The organism is Flavobacterium sp. SOK18b (assembly GCF_014156605.1).
In the GTDB taxonomy this organism is placed as follows: domain Bacteria; phylum Bacteroidota; class Bacteroidia; order Flavobacteriales; family Flavobacteriaceae; genus Flavobacterium; species Flavobacterium tiangeerense.
The window spans coordinates 262-18860 of sequence record NZ_QKNZ01000138.1 but is presented as its reverse complement, the minus strand read 5'-3'; the positions used below and the strand labels follow the sequence as shown (position 1 = coordinate 18860).

Sequence of the window (18599 nt, the reverse complement as noted above, 5' to 3'; positions counted from 1 at the left end):
TCTTTAATGTGATTAAAAGTTTATAATTCAAACAGTAATTAGACTTCTTTTTATCCGTTTAGATTTTTATGATTATATTTTCGTTTGTGATAGGTCTGTTTTAATTGAATATTACCCGAAATAATACTAATGTTACCATCAATCTCTAACATGGCCAGTTTTACTTCATTAAAATGTTCTATACCATGTTCCCGCATTGATTCTTTTAATTCGTCTGAAGTGATGTTCAATTTACTTAGAGTTTTAAAGTCTAAATGGCCATTATGAATTAAGATTTCTGGCTTTTCTTGCATGAAATCACTAAATTTCGGAAATCTGAACATCAGTTTTTTTAAAATAAAATTAATGATAAAAAGGACTGATGCTGCTGCTAGGCCTCCCCATAGACTAGTATTGTTTCCTACCATTGCATTTTGAACGGAGTTGCTAATGAGTAAGATTAGAATAACATCAGCAGTATTCAATTGGGATAATTCTTTTTTGCCAAAAAGGCGCAGCGCAATTACCATAAAAAAATATACAGCACTACTTCGAACAATTATAATTAGATATTCGTTCATTTGTACTGTATATTTATTTAAGAGGTTCGTTCGACTCTGGCATCTTTCTATCTGTTGCTAAAGTCTATTTAAAAATTGGTTATTTCAAATCTGCTTTTTGATGAAAGTGTTTCTCTATAGCTTTAATCATTTCTCCCGCAATATCCTTGTTAGTTGCACCTTCTATTCCTTCAAGTCCTGGTGATGAGTTAACTTCTAATAGTAACGGACCTTTAGAAGAACGTATTATGTCAACACCTGCTACTTTTAGATCCATTGCTTTTGTTGCCTTAATAGCTATTCGTTTTTCCTCTGCTGTAACTTTAATTACGGATGCAGTTCCACCTAAATGAATATTTGCTCTAAATTCTCCAGGCATTGCTTCTCGCTGAATGGCAGCAACAACTTTTCCGTCTATTACAAAGCAACGAATATCTTTTCCATTAGCTTCTTTTATAAATTCCTGTACTAAAATATTTACATTTAAACTCTTAAAAGCATTAATTACGCTTTCGGCAGCTTTTTTTGTCTCAGCTAGAACAACTCCTTTACCTTGTGTGCCTTCAAGTAACTTTACAATTAGTGGAGATCCACCTACCATCTTAATTAAATCGTCAGTGTCAAGTGGAGAGTTTGCAAAACCAGTTGTAGGAATTTCAACTCCATGATTCAATAGTAATTGTAAAGAGTACAATTTATCTCTTGACTGTGTAATTGCGTTTGAAGAGTTCAAGCAATACACTTTTAAAGCTTCAAATTGTCTTGTTAATGCACAGCCATAAAAGGTAATACTAGGTCTAATTCTTGGGATAATAGCATCAAATTGGTTTAGAATTTTTCCTCCTCGATAATGAATTTCTGGGGTTTTTGCATCCAGTTTCATATAGCATTCCTTGATATTTAAAAAATGCATTTCATGACCACGCATTTCACCTGCTTCCATGATTCTTTTATTGCTGTACAATTCGGGATTACTGGCTAAAAGACCTATTCGCAATCCTGATGTTGCTTTTTCAGAGTTTTTATAGAGCTCTTTTAAAGTATCTGTTGTCGGTTGACCTAAAAGATATTTTTCTTCAGGATCAACAAGTACACGTCCACTCATTGCTTCACGTCCTAGAAGCATTCTAAAGCCCATTGAATCTCGATTTGTCAATGTCATCTCAATTGGCCATTGTGAACTTCCTATTTGTAAATTAGTTTGAATCACATAGCGTTGTTCTCTAAATCCGCTAGAACTTTTCACAATACGTTTATCAATCAAAGGTGCTTCACAGTGAATCACCGTCATTTGATTGTTTTGTATGGGATTAATGTCAAATTTTACCCAATTACTTTCATTTTTTATGAACGGAGCAATATTTATAGCGTGTAAAGCTGATGTTTTTGCTCCCGAATCTACGCGTGCTTTTATGGTAGGAATTCCTAGTTCTGGAAAAGAACACCATTCCTCACTACCTAAAATTACTTTATTATCTGACATACCTATTTTTTGATTAACCTTAATTTAAAGTCCAAATGTATATATTTGTTTTTAAAATTAAGGATGTTTTTTTGTAAACAATAAACCCGTTATGTTATGAAAACGTAACGGGTTTAAGCATACGAATCTATATGAGTTTATAAGTTTGAAGCTTCGCCTGCTTTATGAACTTTTACTGTTAATTCTTGAGCACCTTCTTCAATATCCATAAAGATCTCATCGCCCATGCTTATTTTTGAAGTAATGATTTCTTCGGCAAGTGTGTCTTCTACGTATTTTTGAATGGCTCTTTTTAGCGGTCGAGCACCAAATTGTTTATCAAAACCTTTATCAGCAATAAACGCCTTTGCTTTATCAGAAAGATTTAATTGGTAACCTAATTCTGCAACGCGTGCAAATAACTTTTTCAATTCAATTTCAATAATCAAATCAATATCATGTTTTTCTAAAGCATTAAAGACAATTACATCATCAATTCGGTTAAGGAATTCAGGAGCAAACGTTTTTTTCAATGCATTTTCAATAATACTTTTCGAATTATCATCTGCCTGTGATACTTTTGCAGCTGTACCGAAGCCTACTCCTTGTCCAAAATCTTTTAACTGTCTGGCACCCACATTTGATGTCATGATAATTATAGTGTTTTTGAAATCAATTTTTCGACCTAAACTGTCTGTCAAATACCCATCATCTAAGACTTGAAGTAACATATTGAAAACATCAGGATGTGCTTTTTCAATTTCATCTAAAAGTACAACACAATACGGTTTTCTTCTTACTTTTTCAGTAAGCTGACCACCTTCTTCATAACCTACATAGCCTGGAGGAGCACCAACTAAGCGCGAGATTGCAAATTTCTCCATGTACTCACTCATGTCTATGCGTATCAAAGCATCTTCTGAGTCGAAAAGTTCTTTGGCAATTACTTTTGCTAATTGTGTTTTTCCAACTCCAGTTTGTCCCAAGAAAATAAAGGAACCAATAGGTCTATTTGGATCTTTCAATCCGGCACGATTTCTTTGAATAGAGCGTGCAATCTTCATTACAGCTTCTTTTTGACCTATAACTTTACCTTCAATAAGTTCTGGTAATTTAGCCAGTTTATTACTTTCGGTTTGAGCAATACGGTTTACGGGAATACCACTCATCATCGAAACAACATCGGCCACATTGTCCTCTGTAACTTCTATGCGATTGTTTTTAGCATCTTCTTCCCATTGTTCTTGGGCTATTGCCAAATCTTTTTCGATGCGTTTTTCATCATCTCTAAGTTTTGCTGCTTCTTCGTATTTTTGTTTTTTGACCACAACATTTTTTAGTTCTCTAACTTCTTCAAGTTGTCTTTCTAGATCTAAAATTTGCTTTGGGACCTCAATATTTGTGATATGTACTCTAGATCCAGCTTCGTCTAAAGCATCAATGGCTTTGTCTGGTAAAAAACGGTCAGACATGTAACGATCTGTAAGTTTTACACAAGCTTCAATTGCTTCTTGAGTGAAAGTTACATTGTGGTGGTCTTCATATTTATTCTTGATGTTATTCAAAATTGTAATTGTTTCAGATACCGATGTTGGTTCTACAATTATTTTTTGAAAACGTCTTTCTAAAGCACCGTCTTTTTCTATATACTGGCGGTATTCGTCAAGAGTTGTAGCACCAATACATTGAATTTCTCCTCTAGCTAGAGCAGGTTTAAACATATTTGATGCATCTAGAGAACCTGTAGCTCCACCTGCTCCTACAATGGTATGAATTTCATCAATGAATAAGATTATATCATCGTTTTTTTCTAATTCATTCATAACCGCTTTCATACGTTCCTCAAATTGTCCGCGGTATTTGGTACCGGCAACAAGGCTTGCAAGATCAAGTGTTACTACGCGTTTGTTGAACAATGTTCTAGAAACTTTTTTCTGAATGATGCGTAACGCTAAACCTTCAGCAATTGCTGATTTTCCAACTCCAGGTTCCCCTATTAATAAGGGATTGTTTTTTTTACGACGGCTCAAAATTTGAGAAACACGTTCAATCTCTTTTTCGCGTCCTACTACTGGATCTAGTTTTCCTTCTTCGGCCATTTCTGTTAAATCTCTACCAAAATTATCTAAAACAGGAGTCTTTGACTTCTTGTTAGACTTATTGGCTGGATTGTTGAAAGTTCCTTCTTTAAAACTGTCATCTTGTCCTGAATCGTCATTGTATGATTCGTTTCGGGGTAAATTTTCTGTAAAATCGTCTTCGCTTGGAGTCATATTTAAATACTGTTCTTTAGCTATATCGTAATCAATTTTAAGTTTATTCAATAGCTTCGTTGTGGGATCGTTTTCGTTTCTTAGAATGCATAATAAAAGATGCGCTGTACTAATAGATATACTTTGAAAAACCTTAGCTTCTAGAAAAGTAGTTTTTAGTGCACGTTCAGCTTGTCGCGTTAAATGCAAGTTTTTCTTTTCAGTATTTGTGTCTACTCCCGGAATTGCTGGGCTTAGTATTTCTACTTTTCTTCGTAAATGGTCTAAGTCTATATCTAGACTGTTTAAAATCTGGATTGCTTTTCCATTTCCGTCTCTTAGTATTCCTAGCATTAAGTGTTCTGTGCCTATAAAATCGTGACCTAGTCGTAAAGCTTCTTCTTTACTGTAGGTGATAACGTCTTTTACTCTTGGTGAAAAATTATCATCCATAATATATATTTGATATCGTAAATTTAGTGAATTAAGTATTGAAAAACAAAAACCATTCCTATTCCAATCCCATGTCAGCTAAGTGACAAAATTTATCATGATTTTAAAGTTAAATTCCCCTTAAATTATTAACTAATTCGACACTGGATATTGTTAATAAATCTTGTAAATAACTCCTATAAAACTAGTGAAAAAAATTCAGAAAGCCGTATATTGGCACGTTTTGAATTTAATATAATTATTTAATATAACAACTTATGTCTGAAGGAGAAAAGTTAATTCCTATTAACATAGAAGATGAAATGAAATCAGCTTATATCGATTATTCGATGTCAGTAATTGTATCAAGAGCACTTCCAGATGTTAGAGATGGTTTAAAGCCTGTACATCGAAGAGTTCTTTATGGAATGTATGATTTAGGAGTTTTTTCAAATAAAGCCCATAAAAAATCCGCAAGAATTGTTGGAGAAGTTTTAGGTAAGTATCACCCACACGGTGATACATCTGTATATGATGCTATGGTACGTATGGCTCAAGAATGGAGTATGCGTTACTTATTAATTGATGGTCAAGGTAACTTTGGTTCTGTAGATGGAGATAGTCCAGCTGCAATGCGTTATACTGAGGCTAGAATGCGTAAAATTTCAGAAGAAATAATGGCTGATATCGAAAAGGAAACAGTTGATTTTCAATTGAACTTTGATGATACCTTGTATGAGCCAAAAGTAATGCCTACTCGTGTTCCAACTTTGTTAATAAACGGTGCTACTGGTATTGCTGTTGGTATGGCTACTAATATGCCACCACACAACTTAACCGAAGTTATCAATGGTACACTTGCTTTTATTGATAATAATGAAATTGAGATTGATGAGTTGATGAATCATATTAAGGCACCAGATTTCCCTACTGGTGGTATTATTTATGGTTACGAAGGTGTTCGTGAAGCCTTTAAAACAGGTAGAGGTCGTATTGTTATGCGTGCCAAAGTAGGTTTTGAAGAGGTAGACGGTAGAGAATCTATTATTGTTACCGAAATTCCGTATCAAGTTAATAAAGCAGACATGATCAAGCGTACTGCTGACTTGGTAAATGATAAAAAAATAGAGGGAATTGCAAATATTCGTGACGAATCGGATCGAAATGGGATGCGAATTGTATATATATTAAAGAGAGATGCAACTCCTAATGTAGTTTTGAACACTTTATATAAGTACACACAACTGCAATCTTCTTTCAGTGTAAATAATATTGCATTGGTAAAAGGACGTCCACAAATGTTGAATCTAAAAGACATGATTCACTATTTTGTAGAGCACCGCCATGATGTAGTTATTCGTAGAACGCAATTTGATTTAAGAAAAGCTGAAGAAAGAGCGCATATTTTAGAAGGATTAATTATAGCCTCTGATAATATTGACGAGGTTATTGCGTTAATCAAAGCATCTAAAAATACTGAAGAAGCAAGAACTAAATTAATAGAACGATTTAATCTATCCGATATTCAGTCTAGAGCTATCGTAGAAATGCGATTGAGACAATTAACAGGTCTTGAACAAGATAAGCTAAGAGCGGAATATGAAGAAATCATGAAATTGATTGATCACTTGAGAGCTTTACTTGCTGATGTAAATTTAAGAACTGCATTAATCAAAGAGGAACTTGAAGAAATAAGAGATAAATACGGCGATGCTCGTCGTTCTACCATTGAATACTCAGGAGGTGATGTAAGTATTGAGGATTTAATTGCTGATGAAAATGTAGTTATAACCATTTCTCATGCAGGTTATATCAAACGTACAAACTTAACAGAGTATAAAACTCAAAATAGAGGTGGAGTTGGTCAAAAAAGTGCCGGTACAAGAGATCAAGATTTCTTAGAACACATGTTTGTTGCTACAAATCACCAATATATGATGTTCTTTACTCAAAAAGGGAAGTGTTTCTGGATGCGTGTTTATGAAATTCCAGAGGGTAGTAAAACAGCAAAAGGAAGAGCAATACAAAACTTGGTAAACATAGAAAGCGATGATAAAGTAAAAGCGTTCATTTGTACTCAAGATCTAAAAGATAAGGATTATATCAATAGTCATAACCTTGTTATGGTTACTAAACAAGGTCAGGTTAAGAAAACATCTCTTGAGAAATATTCTAAACCAAGAGTTAATGGTGTTGCTGCTATTACTATTAAAGAAGGTGACGAATTACTTGAAGCTAAATTGACAAATGGGGAAAGCCAAATTATATTAGCTGTTAAATCAGGTAAATTGGTTCGTTTTGAAGAAACTAAAACAAGGCCAATGGGTAGAACCGCTTCAGGAGTCCGAGGAATTACTTTAAAAGACGATACTGATGAAGTAATTGGCATGGTTACTGTGGATAAAAATGATATAAACGATTCTCAAATTCTTGTTGTAACCGAAAATGGTTATGGTAAACGTACGAAACTTGTTGATGATGATGGTGAGGATGTATACAGAATTACAAATCGTGGTGGAAAAGGAGTTAAAACATTAAACATCACTGAAAAAACAGGTCAATTAATCTCGATCAATGCCGTTACTGATGCTGATGATTTGATGATTATTAACAAATCTGGTTTAACGATTAGAATGGCTATTGAAGATTTAAGAGTAATGGGAAGAGCAACGCAAGGAGTTCGACTTATAAATCTTAAAGGAAAAGACTCGATTGCAGCAGTTACTAAAGTTATGAAAGATGATGTAAATGAAGTTGTTGTTGATGAAGATGGTAATGTAATTGAAACAGCGGTAATTGAACGAGTAAAACCTGATCTTGAAGTCCTTGAAGATGATGGAGTTGTTGAGGATGATGAAGATGACGACGAGGTAGTTGAAGAAGAAGAAGATGTAAACGAAGATTCTGATGAAGACGAATCGGAAGAATAATAATGCAAACCCAATTAAGAATAATTATTAAACAAACAATGAATATTATGAATAGTAAATATGTAATACTAGCATCAACTTTATTGATATCGGTAACTACTTTTGCTCAAAAAGATCAAATAAAAGCAGCTGAAAAGGCATTAAAAAGTGGTAAAAGTCAGGAGGCAGTTACGTTACTTGCTGAGGCTGAGTCGTTGATATCAAATGCTCCAGACGCAGAAAAAGCACAATTTTATTTTGTAAAAGGAAATACATTTTTAGATCTAGCAAATAAAAGTGTAGACACAGATAAGAACTTGTCACAAGCAGCTACTGCTTATCAAGATTTAATTGCAGTTGAAAAAGCTTCGGGTAAATTAAAATTTACTACTCAAGCTGCAACCTCAATTACAGATATTAAATACAAATTTATAAACAGTGCCATAGCTGATTCTAAAGCGGAGAAGCATGCTGATGGTGCAAGGAAATTGTATGACGCTTATAAATTAGATAAAAAAGATACTATTAACTTGTATTACGCTGCGTCAACTTATGTAAATGCAAAAGATTATGACAAAGCTTTAGAGTTGTATAGTGACTTAAAAACTTTAAATTACTCTGGTAAAGGAACTGGTTATTATGCTGTAAATAAACTTACTTCTCAAGAAGATTATTTTACTTCTCTTCAAGAAAGAGATAAAATGGTAAAAATGGGAACGCATGAAAAACCAAGAACAGAAGTTGTTCCATCAAAAAGAGGTGAAATTTATAAAAATATGGCCTTAATTCTAGTTGAAAAAGGTAAAATCGACGAAGCAAAAAAAGCAATTGCTGATGCGAGAGTTGCAAATCCTGAAGATGGTTCTCTTTTATTGACTGAGGCTAACTTGTACCTTGAAACAAAAGATTTTGACACATACAAAAAATTAATAGCTGAGGTTTTAGAAAAAAATCCAAATGATGCGGATTTAATTTTTAACCTAGGTGTAATTAGTGCAAATGCTAAGAATTTTGTGGATGCTGAAAAGTATTACAAGAGAGTTATTGAGATTAATCCCAAATATCTTAATGGTTATATTAATTTAGCAGCAATGAAACTGGATAATGAGAAAGAAATCATTGACGAAATGAACAAACTTGGTACAACACCAAAAGAACAAAAACGTTATGATGAATTGAAAAAGAAAAGAGAAGATATTTTCCGTTCAGCAATACCATTCTTAGAAAAAGGAGTGGAGTTAGATCCTAAAAATACAGATGTTTCTAAAACTTTATTAGGAGTTTACAACGCTCTTGAAATGACTGCAGAAGCTAAAGCATTGAAGGCTAAAATGTAATAATATGTTTTAGTTTAAAAAAAGCCTGTCTATTTAGACAGGCTTTTTTTATATAATCTTTTTGATAACTCTCAACTTGTGTGTGTGTTTATTTGTTTCGGTATTAAATATACCTAAATGGTCAATCCTATCAATTCGAACTTTGCCGCTGGCATGAATAATATAATTGTCATCCATGATTATTCCTACGTGAATGATAGATCCTTCGTCATTATCAAAAAACGCTAAGTCCCCAGGCTCGCTCTCTTCAATAAAACTTAAAGCTTCACCTTGTGTAGCTTGCTGTGATGCATCACGTAATAAATGATATCCGTTAAGTTTATAGACCATTTGAGTAAAACCCGAACAATCAATACCAAAAGGTGTTTTTCCGCCCCATAAATAAGGAGCATTCAGATACATGAATGAGGTTTTGATAAGGTTGTCTTTGTTTTTTTTACCACTAGTCTTAGTTCCTTCAAATTCAAAATTATCTTTGTTAATATCAAAGTGATTTAAAAAAGATAATGAGGCACCAAGTGGTATCGGAAGCATCAAGTTATTTGTTCCGGTTATGTATTCTAGTAAATCAGCGTTTAATATTATAGTGTCATCAGTAAGATTTTGATAGCTGTTTTCAGAGATTAGTTGCATTTGTTTGCTATCAATCCAGCCCTCGTAATTATCGTACTGCAATTTTATTTTAAACCATTGATTGTTTTTTTCTAAAATTTCAAAATGTTCTCCAAATAAAACTTGAGAAACTATTTCGCTTTTATCACTTGCCTCATGACGAAGCGGAATGACCGCAAGATTACAAATTCCGAACATTTAGGTTGTTTTAAGAGTTAAAAAGAGCAAATTATTTCAAATAATTTGCTCTTTTTTTTTGAATTAGATTCTTTCTATTACAATTGCAGATGCGCCACCGCCGCCATTGCAAATAGCAGCAGCACCTATTTTTGCGTTATTTTGCTCCAGAACATTTAATAAAGTAACAATAATACGCACTCCAGAACATCCTAGCGGGTGTCCTAGTGATACGGCACCACCGTTTACGTTAACTTTCGTATTGTCAAGTCCTAGTATTTTAGAATTGGCTAATCCTACTACAGAGAAGGCTTCGTTAAATTCAAAGTATTCAACAGCATCAAGAGCTATTCCAGCTTTGTTTAGTGCTTTTGGCAAAGCCTTAGCAGGGCTAGTAGTAAACCATTTTGGTTCTTGCGCAGCATCAGCATAACCTTTAATGTATGCTAACGGTTGTAAACCTAATGCAAGTGCTTTTTCTTCACTCATCATGATTACCGCAGCAGCACCGTCATTGATAGTTGATGCGTTAGCAGCTGTTACAGTTCCGTCTTTAGTGAAAACAGGACTTAATGAAGGTATTTTGTCTAGTTTTACATTAGTGTATTCTTCATCTTTGATTACCATGATCGGGTCTCCTTTGCGTTGTGGTACAGCAACAGGTACTACTTCATTGTCAAATTTTCCGGTATTCCATGCGGTAGCACTTCTTTCATAGGATTGAATAGCATACGCATCTTGATCTTCACGAGAAAAATTATATTCGCTCGCACACAAATCAGCGCAAACTCCCATTGCACTGTTGTCATAAGCGTCTGTAAGGCCATCTTTTTGCATTCCGTCAAGCATGGTTGATGGACCAAATTTTGTTCCGTTTCTTAGGTTCATGTAATGTGGAATCAAACTCATATTTTCCATACCACCTGCTACTACAATTTCTGCATCGCCACACTGAATAGCTTGAGCAGCCATCATTACTGCCTTCATTCCTGAGGCGCATACTTTGTTTATAGTTGTACAAGCTATCGTTGTAGGCAATCCTGCAAACAAAGCCGCTTGTCTAGCAGGAGCTTGACCTACGCCTGCTTGTACTACGTTACCCATATATACTTCGTCAATTAAGTTTGGGTCTAAATTTATTTTGTCTAAGGCACCTTTTATAGCAGCAGCACCCAATTTTGGTGCAGTTACTGTAGATAATGCTCCCATAAAACTTCCGATAGGTGTTCTTACGGCAGAAACGATAACAACTCTTTTGTTCATGTCTTTCATAATGTTAGTTTATGAAGCAAATTTAATCTTTTTTAAGTAAATTTATATTTGGATGAGGATATAATAATTTTATAAAATTTAAAACTTCTATGTATTTGACTCTTAAGTATTTTTGATTAATTTAAAAAAAATATTAAAAAAAACATCAAAAATAGTTGTGAGAAGTCTAAAGAAGTAGTAAGTTTGCAACCGCAAAACAGAACACGTTTCTTGAGCTTGGAGGGGTGCCAGAGTGGTAATGGAGCAGTTTGCTAAACTGTCATCGAGTGATCGGTGCCAGGGTTCGAGTCCCTGTCCCTCCGCTTTAAGTTTTTGTTTTCGGGGTGTAGCGTAGCTCGGTTATCGCGCCTGCTTTGGGAGCAGGAGGCCGCAGGTTCGAATCCTGCCACCCCGACTAGATTTTTTTACATAAGCAATGGAGGCATAGCTCAGCTGGATAGAGCACCTGCCTTCTAAGCAGGCGGTCGAAGGTTCGAATCCTTCTGCCTTCACTTCAAAACCCACTGGATTCAGTGGGTTTTTTGTTTTTAATCCAATTCATTTAGGATGATTTTAAAAAAATATAAAATTTAAATAGTCTTAATCTCAAAATGACTAGTTAAAGAAATAGAGCATCCCGATTTTTAATCGGGGCGGTCGAAGGTTCGAATCCTTCTGCCTTCACAAAACCCACTGTTTACCGTGGTTTTTTTGTTTTATATACTTGTCATGTATTATTATTCCCTATATTTACTACCATTAAACACCACTTTTCACAACATTTTCACGAACAAATCACGAACATGAAAATAGAATTTAAACTTTTTCTTAATTTAAAGAGTGTAATTAGTAGTTCATGATATTCAACAATAATTTCCTATTTTTTTAATAAAAGTATGGATTATTAAAAGCTCTTTCGAAATCACATATTTTATTGTTATATATTTTTCACCCTTTTTTTAGAACTCAATTTTTTTAGAGTCATTTATTAATTGATTGTACTAATTTTATAGAGTTAGGCTAGTAGTGCAATTTGTTAAAGAAAATAATCAGGATAAAATATTTAAAAACCTTATTTTTCTTTTGGCTAAATACTGTTTGTTTCTTTATATACAAATGTATTTGTATTAATTATTTTTATAATTATCATATAAAGTATAAATAAAAATTTATGAATTAAAAGTTTCAATTTTGTATCGTTAAATTTTAAAACTCAAAAAATGATACAACAAGTAATCAAAACTGCGACATTTGTGATTTTATTGCATACAATAGAAAGCTGCGATTCAGGTTCTAAAAACGAAAGTTCTCAAATAAGTCTAGATTTGCAAAAGAGGGATTTAGTTATAGATCATGTTTTAACAAAAACAGAACGCGATGCACTTACACCAGAGCAGGTTTTAAAAGAGTTTATTGCTGGAAACGATCGTTTCAATTCAGGGAATATTACCCAACGTAAACATTCGGAAGAAATTAGGAAAGCTGCAACTGATGGTCAATATCCAAAAGCAATGGTTTTAAGTTGTTTAGATAGTAGAGTGCCAGTGGAAGATGTTTTTAATCAAGGTATAGGAGATGTATTTGTAGGCAGAGTAGCTGGAAATTTTGTAAATACGGATTTATTAGGAAGTATGGAGTTTGCCTGTAAAGTTGCCGGTGCTAAATTGATTGTTGTTATGGGGCATCAACACTGTGGAGCTATTAAGGGAGCTATAGATGATGTGCATTTAGGTAATATAACCTCAATGCTCACTAATATTAAACCTGCTGTACAAATTAGCGAAGATTTTAAAGGAGAAAAGTCTTCTAAGAATGAAGCATTTGTTAAATTTGTAGCTAAAAACAATATAAAAAATACAATATCTCAAATTAGGTTAAAAAGTAAAATTTTGAAAAAGATGGAAAGTAAAGGCGAAATTAAAATTGTAGGTGTATTTTATACGTTACGAACAGGTAAATTAGAGTTTGTTGAATGAATACGGATATTCGATTTATTAACCTTAATAACATAGAAGTTTAAGTTTAATTATATAGTATTTACCACATAAACTTTACACCCTTTTCGGGTCATTTTAATAAATTAATACTAAAAAAATAAACATCATAATAATGAAATTGTTTTTACCCCTATTACTATTTTCCTTTTTAACTTCTACTGTGGCACAATCCTCTTTAGCTACTTCACATAATGCTAAAAATGACAAAGTAAATGACACAACTTTTGTGAATTTAAAAAGTTATAGTGATGCGTTTATATACGACATGAAGTATGCTACTGATGATAATTTTTTAAAAGCTAAGGTGTATGATTGCTCAGAGTGTTTTTTGCGTTTAAAAACGGTTAAAGCATTGATTAAGGCCAATACTAAATTAACTCAAAAAGGGTATACAATAAAGATTTACGACTGCTACAGACCTTTGGATATCCAAAAAAAAATGTGGGAAATAGTTCCTAATCCTAAATATGTGGCTAACCCTAAAACGGGTTCTATTCACAATAGGGGTGGAGCCGTAGATATCTCCTTTGTAACGCTTCAAGGCGAAGCAGTTGATATGGGTACTGATTTTGATTTTTTTGGCGAGAAAGCAAGCCATTTATATCAGGATTTACCTAAAGATGTATTGCAAAACCGAAAACTATTAAAATCAGTAATGATTAGTGCTGGTTTTAATTCATTTGATTCAGAATGGTGGCATTACAATTTGAAAGCGGGCTTGAAAAATCCCGTTTCTAATGTAAAATGGGAATGTGAATAATAGCTATTCTACACATTTTAAATAATTGATAAAATAGTTTTCTGGATTGTAGATTTCGTTATTGAGTTCTGATATGAATTCTTTTTTTACTATATGGTCTTCAGTGTCAGTTAAGTATTTAATTCGCATTAAAGTAATTGGCACAGTTTTAAGATCTTCAAAATTTTCTTTGGCAAACATAAAAATGCCTGAGTTAATTCTGTTGTCAAATTGTTTGTCATCTCTTAATATAGTACCACAATTTTCTTGTTCAACATGAATTAGCGTTACAATTTTACCGTTGTTTAATTGTAAGTAAATTCTAGAATTTTTATCGAAACAATTTGCTCTAATAAAATCTTTGCTTTTTTGAATGGTTTGAACGTTTAAGGTAGGTAACCCATCTGTAACAGCAAGAGAGAAAAAGATGTAACTTTTATTTGTTCCAAAATTTTTCTCACTAATCATATATTCTTTTGTTATTTTATATGAACCAATAGAATCTGTAATATTTTCACTGAATTCACAAGGTTTTTGGCTGAATACTGCAGTATTAATTAGTACAAAAAAGAGTAGTGTTAGGTATTTCATTTCAATTATATTTTGTCGCAAAGTAAAACAATTTTGTCATTATTTTCATCAATTGTAAAAAAACAATAAGTGTCACCACCATCTTTAATGTTCCATTTTTTTCTTATTTTTTCTACTGTATCTGGAAAGTTTCGTGTTGTTATGTTTGCTTTTTTATTTTCAAGTTGTATTTTCATTTCGTTTTTTGAGTATGGAAATGATTTTCTTATGTGAAACGTTCTCCCTGGAAAAGGAATTTGTTCTGTTGATGTGTATAAATGAGAGTGCTTGTGTAATTTGTTCACTTTATAAAAAGCACTTATGACATCAAACCCTCCAGATTTCATTATGGAACTATTTGCTTCATACAGGTATTTTTGAGGTTCACTGTAAGTTGCAATTTGGCTATTATCGTTCCAAATAAAATCAAACTTCTCGATTTCATTTTTTGTTAAGTTGACTGATTTTATAGTGGTAGCTCCAGAGTATTCTTTATGCAATTCCCATAGGAGTTCTTTTACCTCATTTTCTAAAGCAATGATATGAATATTTTTTACGCATTTAAGTTCTGAAAGTCCAGCGGTAATATCCAGTAAAGGTGCTGTTTTTATCAAAATTGAATTGGATTTTTGAAAGTAAAAATCTAAGTTTTCAGGAACATTTGGTAAACAATCCTTTAGCATAAAAACTTTGCCTTTAGCATCGTTTCTTCTGGAGGGGTCAATGTATATCCAGTCCCATTCTTTATTTATGTTTTTAAGTGTATCATTACTATCTCCGGGATAACATGTGATTGAATTGCAATTGAGTTGACTAAAGTTGTGTTTAGCTATTTGAGATAATTCAGTATTAATTTCGCAATGAGCTACATCTTTAATTTTTTTAGAGAAATAATAGTCATCAACCCCAAAACCACCTGTTAAATCTATTAGTGATGACCCATGTATTAGCGATGCTTTGTAGGCTGCCGTTTTTTCTGAAGACGTTTGTTCTACAGAAATTTTGGTAGGATATATAATTAATGCTGTAGAAAACCAAGTTGGAAGTTTTTCTTTAGCCTTTGTTTTTGCTTCAATTTGGTTCAAAATTGTTATCCATTCAATATTTTCAAAAGGATTTTTTTGTAACGCTAGTTGTGATATATTTTTGCCAATGTTGTTGTTTATAAACAACTGTATGTCATGATCTAATAATTTTGATTCCAACTTTAAATATCTTTTGTTAGTAGCATGATTACTTTATTTTCTGGAAAAAATTCTTTCCCAATCACTTTTATAATGGTGTAAATAGGCACAGCGATTACCATTCCTAAAATCCCAAAAAGAAAACCTGCAATAAGAATGACTAGGAAAATCTCTAAGGGGTGAGAGCTTACGCTTTTTGAAAAAATAAGGGGTTGTGATACGTTATTGTCTATCAATTGTACGATCCAAAATCCAATTAAAACATATATGGTTACTGGTAAAATTTCAGATTGAAAATTACTTCCTAAATTACTTAACATAGTCAATATTGCTGCTAAAACCGATGCAATAAGTGGTCCTATATAAGGTATAATATTAAGTACTGCACAAAGAAATGCAATAACCACAGCATTTGGGACTCTAAAGATCAAGAGGACAATAACGTACAATATAAAAACAATAAAAAGCTGTAAAAGCAATCCAATAAAATATCTAGATAATAAGCCGTTTATTTTATCAAATGAGTTTAAAACTTGTTCTTCATGGCTAAAAGGTATTAATTTTTTGACGCTAAGTATAAAAATTAGTCGGTCTTTTAAAAAGAAAAAAGTGATAAATAAAACAGAGCCTAATCCCACGCCAAAGCTACTGATTGTGTTTAAAATTGAATTTAAAAAATTGGGTAGAAAATTCAAATTCAGTTTAGAAGTAATATTTGAATCTTTTAATAGTTTTGCCGAATCAATATTGTGATCATTTAAAAAAACACTAATTTGATCTATTAATTGAATAATGTCTTTCTCAATTTGTGCAGTATTAAGCAAGGAAAGATTCTCGCCTTGAGAAAGGATTAAAGGTATAAATAGCATAATCAAACCAAATAAAATCCCAATAAAAAAAAGCAAAGTTACAATTGTAGCAACAAGATGATTAAACTTTAGTTTATGTTTGAAAAAATTTAAAATAGGATTACCAATAAGCGTCAGTATCAATGAAATTATGATATAAATTATAATAGACTGAATTTGGTAAACAAAAAATAGAAGTAATCCACAGCAGATTACAGTAAAAAGTGCTCTTAATATACCGTTTGAAATAATTTTTGAGGTAATCATAATTTACATTTAGATTGTAAATATAAAAAAACTCGCTAACAAGTAGCGAGTTTTCAATATTAATAAAGGCTGAAATTATATTCCAAAACTTGCTCTTGATCCACCAGAAACAAATAAAGCAGCCATTCTAGATTTTTGACCATTAGAGAACATGTACATTCCTCTATCATCTGTGTAATCCATGTAGTTCATTGTCATTTCTACTGGAGTACCTGTACAAGTACTGTAGTGAGGATATGCAGGAACACCATAGTTAGCATCATTATGAGTAGGAGTATCAGAAACTAAATCGCTTCCACAAGTTGCATCACCCCAAATATGGCGTAAGTTCATCCAGTGACCTACCTCGTGAGTAGCAGTTCTTCCCAAGTTGAAAGGAGCGGCTACCGTTCCAGTAGTTCCAAACGCGTTGTTATCAATAACTACTCCATCAGTTGATGATGCTCCACCTGGAAACTGTGCATAACCTAAGATTCCACCACCTAAATTACAAGACCACATGTTTAGTACAGTTGTAGGTGTAGTAGGGGCAATTCCAGTTGATGCTTTTTTCATAGCATCATTTGTAGAAAAAGATGTAGTAGTTGTAGCTTTTCTAACTACACTTTGCAATACAAATGAAATTCCAACATTAGCTTTAACTCCAGAGAACAAAGCAGGAACTGAATTAAAATCAGAATTCGTTGCATTAAAATCTTTGTTTAAAACATCAATTTGAGATTGAATTTGTGCTAATGAAATGTTTTCTGCTGTTGTTTTGTACAATACATTTACAACAACAGGAATCTGTACTTTACCATTAACTAATCTTCCATTAAGCATGGCGTTTTTAGTAAATTCTTCAATTTTGTTCATTCTTAATGCAAGAGTAGGATCTGCTTTCATTTGAGCATCAAGAACTTCTTGAGACGCACAACCTCTTCTAAGAGATGCAGATGTATTTTGCGCTGTAGTTTCGGTAGTGTCATTTTGACAAGAAAAAAGCATCATAAATGCTAAAGCAGGTAACATAATCTTTTTCATAATAAATTTGTTGTTAATTAATAGTTTTTGGTTAAAAATGTATAAAATTTAAAGTAATATTTTAGGTGTAATATTTTTTTTAATAAGTTAAAATTATTCTTTTAGAGTTAAAACTTTAAATTGGTAATTTTAATATTTTAGAACAGAGTCAAAATTTTTAAATAAAAAAGAGGTGACTTTTTAAGAAGCCTCTTTGATTAAGTTTGAAATAAAATTATATTCCGAAACTTGCTCTTGCTCCACCTGCAACAAAAATTGCAGCTATTCTAGATTTTTGACCATTAGAGAACATGTACATTCCTCTATCATCTGTGTAATCCATGTAGTTCATTGTCATTTCTACCGGAGTACCTGTACAAGTACTGTAGTGAGGATATGCAGGAACACCGTAATTAGCATCATTGTGAGTAGGAGTATCAGAAACTAAATCGCTTCCACAAGTTGCATCACCCCAAATGTGGCGTAAGTTCATCCAGTGACCAACTTCGTGAGTTGCAGTTCTTCCTAAGTTATAAGGATAAGCACCTGAACCAGATAAACCAAAATATTTAGAATCGATTACAACGCCATCAGTAGTAGAAGCTCCCCCAGGAAATTGAGCATATCCTAAGATTCCACCACCAATTGTACAAGCCCACATGTTAAGTTTTGTTGTAGGTGAAGTAGGATCTAAACCTCCTTGTTTTGTTTTTTTCATTGCATCTCTAGTTCCCCAAGATGTTTTAGAAGTAGATTTTCTGTTTACTGTTTCTAAAACGAAAGTGATTCCAACATTAGCTGCAACTCCAGAAAATAAAGCAGGGGTACTGCTGAAATCTGCATTAGTTGCATTAAAATCTGCATTTAATACATCAATTTGAGATTGAATTTGTGCCAATGAAATATTTTCGGCTGCAGAATTATACAATACATTCACTACAACAGGAATTTCAATTTTACCATTAACTAATCTTCCTTTTGTCATGGCATTTTTTGTAAACTCTTCAATTTTGTTCATTCT

The 18599-nt window shown here is 32.9% G+C and carries 14 protein-coding genes and 3 tRNA genes; 7 read left to right on the top strand and 10 right to left on the bottom strand.

Annotated elements, in window-relative coordinates; genetic code table 11:
* Positions 1-50: 50 nt before the first annotated feature.
* From DNC80_RS15055 to DNC80_RS15045, 3 genes are all read right to left on the bottom strand, one after another.
* Positions 51-560, bottom strand: a complete 510-nt coding sequence (locus DNC80_RS15055) for a DUF421 domain-containing protein (RefSeq protein WP_144892285.1) — start codon at positions 558-560, stop codon at positions 51-53.
* A gap of 79 nt (positions 561-639) precedes the next feature.
* On the bottom strand, positions 640-2022 hold the full coding sequence (rimK, locus tag DNC80_RS15050; RefSeq protein ID WP_144892283.1) for a 30S ribosomal protein S6--L-glutamate ligase: 1383 nt from the start codon (positions 2020-2022) through the stop codon (positions 640-642).
* 137 nt (positions 2023-2159) lie between these two features.
* On the bottom strand, positions 2160-4706 hold the full coding sequence (locus tag DNC80_RS15045; protein ID WP_182651912.1) for an ATP-dependent Clp protease ATP-binding subunit: 2547 nt from the start codon (positions 4704-4706) through the stop codon (positions 2160-2162).
* 257 nt (positions 4707-4963) lie between these two features.
* Here DNC80_RS15045 and gyrA point away from each other — a divergent pair, with 257 nt between their 5' ends.
* Entirely contained in the window at positions 4964-7615 is a 2652-nt protein-coding gene (gene gyrA, locus DNC80_RS15040; RefSeq protein ID WP_182651911.1) for a DNA gyrase subunit A, read from the top strand.
* Positions 7616-7662: 47 nt separating this feature from the next.
* Positions 7663-8931: a tetratricopeptide repeat protein gene (locus DNC80_RS15035; protein ID WP_182651910.1), complete on the top strand. Its 1269-nt coding sequence runs from the start codon at positions 7663-7665 to the stop codon at positions 8929-8931.
* Positions 8932-8979: 48 nt separating this feature from the next.
* Here DNC80_RS15035 and DNC80_RS15030 read toward each other — a convergent pair whose 3' ends face one another.
* Together DNC80_RS15030 and DNC80_RS15025 are read right to left on the bottom strand one after the other, a co-directional pair.
* Entirely contained in the window at positions 8980-9741 is a 762-nt protein-coding gene (locus tag DNC80_RS15030; RefSeq protein ID WP_182651909.1) for a C40 family peptidase, read from the bottom strand.
* Positions 9742-9804: 63 nt separating this feature from the next.
* Positions 9805-10983 carry an acetyl-CoA C-acyltransferase gene (locus DNC80_RS15025; protein ID WP_182651913.1) on the bottom strand — a complete coding sequence of 393 codons (1179 nt, stop codon included), beginning with the start codon at positions 10981-10983 and terminating at the stop codon, positions 9805-9807.
* 227 nt (positions 10984-11210) lie between these two features.
* Here DNC80_RS15025 and DNC80_RS15020 point away from each other — a divergent pair.
* The 5 genes from DNC80_RS15020 to DNC80_RS15000 all read left to right on the top strand — a co-directional run bounded on the left by DNC80_RS15020 (position 11211) and on the right by DNC80_RS15000 (position 13728).
* Positions 11211-11294 (top strand) — tRNA-Ser (locus DNC80_RS15020).
* A gap of 17 nt (positions 11295-11311) precedes the next feature.
* Positions 11312-11386 (top strand) — tRNA-Pro (locus DNC80_RS15015).
* A 23-nt stretch (positions 11387-11409) separates the two neighbouring features.
* Positions 11410-11483 (top strand) — tRNA-Arg (locus DNC80_RS15010).
* Between the two features lie 708 nt (positions 11484-12191).
* Positions 12192-12947: a carbonic anhydrase family protein gene (locus tag DNC80_RS15005; protein WP_182651908.1), complete on the top strand. Its 756-nt coding sequence runs from the start codon at positions 12192-12194 to the stop codon at positions 12945-12947.
* A 133-nt stretch (positions 12948-13080) separates the two neighbouring features.
* Positions 13081-13728 carry a M15 family metallopeptidase gene (locus tag DNC80_RS15000; protein ID WP_182651907.1) on the top strand — a complete coding sequence of 216 codons (648 nt, stop codon included), beginning with the start codon at positions 13081-13083 and terminating at the stop codon, positions 13726-13728.
* Between the two features lie 3 nt (positions 13729-13731).
* Here DNC80_RS15000 and DNC80_RS14995 read toward each other — a convergent pair whose 3' ends face one another.
* The 5 genes from DNC80_RS14995 to DNC80_RS14975 form a co-directional block, all read right to left on the bottom strand.
* On the bottom strand, positions 13732-14298 hold the full coding sequence (locus DNC80_RS14995; protein ID WP_182651906.1) for a hypothetical protein: 567 nt from the start codon (positions 14296-14298) through the stop codon (positions 13732-13734).
* Between the two features lie 5 nt (positions 14299-14303).
* Positions 14304-15482, bottom strand: a complete 1179-nt coding sequence (locus tag DNC80_RS14990) for a class I SAM-dependent methyltransferase (protein ID WP_182651905.1) — start codon at positions 15480-15482, stop codon at positions 14304-14306.
* Between the two features lie 2 nt (positions 15483-15484).
* A complete protein-coding gene (locus DNC80_RS14985; protein WP_182651904.1) occupies positions 15485-16576 on the bottom strand; it encodes an AI-2E family transporter in 1092 nt (363 codons plus the stop codon).
* A 75-nt stretch (positions 16577-16651) separates the two neighbouring features.
* A complete protein-coding gene (locus tag DNC80_RS14980; RefSeq protein WP_182651903.1) occupies positions 16652-17599 on the bottom strand; it encodes a zinc metalloprotease in 948 nt (315 codons plus the stop codon).
* Positions 17600-17813: 214 nt separating this feature from the next.
* The coding region (locus DNC80_RS14975) for a zinc metalloprotease (RefSeq protein WP_255493267.1) at positions 17814-18599 on the bottom strand (786 nt) is incomplete at its 5' end.

Excerpts from the sequence above, each read along its gene's own strand:
- DNC80_RS15055 (WP_144892285.1), bottom strand. The coding sequence starts at position 560 with ATGAACGAATATCTAATTATAATTGTTCGAAGTAGTGCTGTATATTTT.
- rimK (WP_144892283.1), bottom strand. The coding sequence starts at position 2,022 with ATGTCAGATAATAAAGTAATTTTAGGTAGTGAGGAATGGTGTTCTTTT.
- DNC80_RS15045 (WP_182651912.1), bottom strand. The coding sequence starts at position 4,706 with ATGGATGATAATTTTTCACCAAGAGTAAAAGACGTTATCACCTACAGT.
- gyrA (WP_182651911.1), top strand. The coding sequence starts at position 4,964 with ATGTCTGAAGGAGAAAAGTTAATTCCTATTAACATAGAAGATGAAATG.
- DNC80_RS15035 (WP_182651910.1), top strand. The coding sequence starts at position 7,663 with ATGAATAGTAAATATGTAATACTAGCATCAACTTTATTGATATCGGTA.
- DNC80_RS15030 (WP_182651909.1), bottom strand. The coding sequence starts at position 9,741 with ATGTTCGGAATTTGTAATCTTGCGGTCATTCCGCTTCGTCATGAGGCA.
- DNC80_RS15025 (WP_182651913.1), bottom strand. The coding sequence starts at position 10,983 with ATGAACAAAAGAGTTGTTATCGTTTCTGCCGTAAGAACACCTATCGGA.
- DNC80_RS15005 (WP_182651908.1), top strand. The coding sequence starts at position 12,192 with ATGATACAACAAGTAATCAAAACTGCGACATTTGTGATTTTATTGCAT.
- DNC80_RS15000 (WP_182651907.1), top strand. The coding sequence starts at position 13,081 with ATGAAATTGTTTTTACCCCTATTACTATTTTCCTTTTTAACTTCTACT.
- DNC80_RS14995 (WP_182651906.1), bottom strand. The coding sequence starts at position 14,298 with ATGAAATACCTAACACTACTCTTTTTTGTACTAATTAATACTGCAGTA.
- DNC80_RS14985 (WP_182651904.1), bottom strand. The coding sequence starts at position 16,576 with ATGATTACCTCAAAAATTATTTCAAACGGTATATTAAGAGCACTTTTT.
- DNC80_RS14980 (WP_182651903.1), bottom strand. The coding sequence starts at position 17,599 with ATGAAAAAGATTATGTTACCTGCTTTAGCATTTATGATGCTTTTTTCT.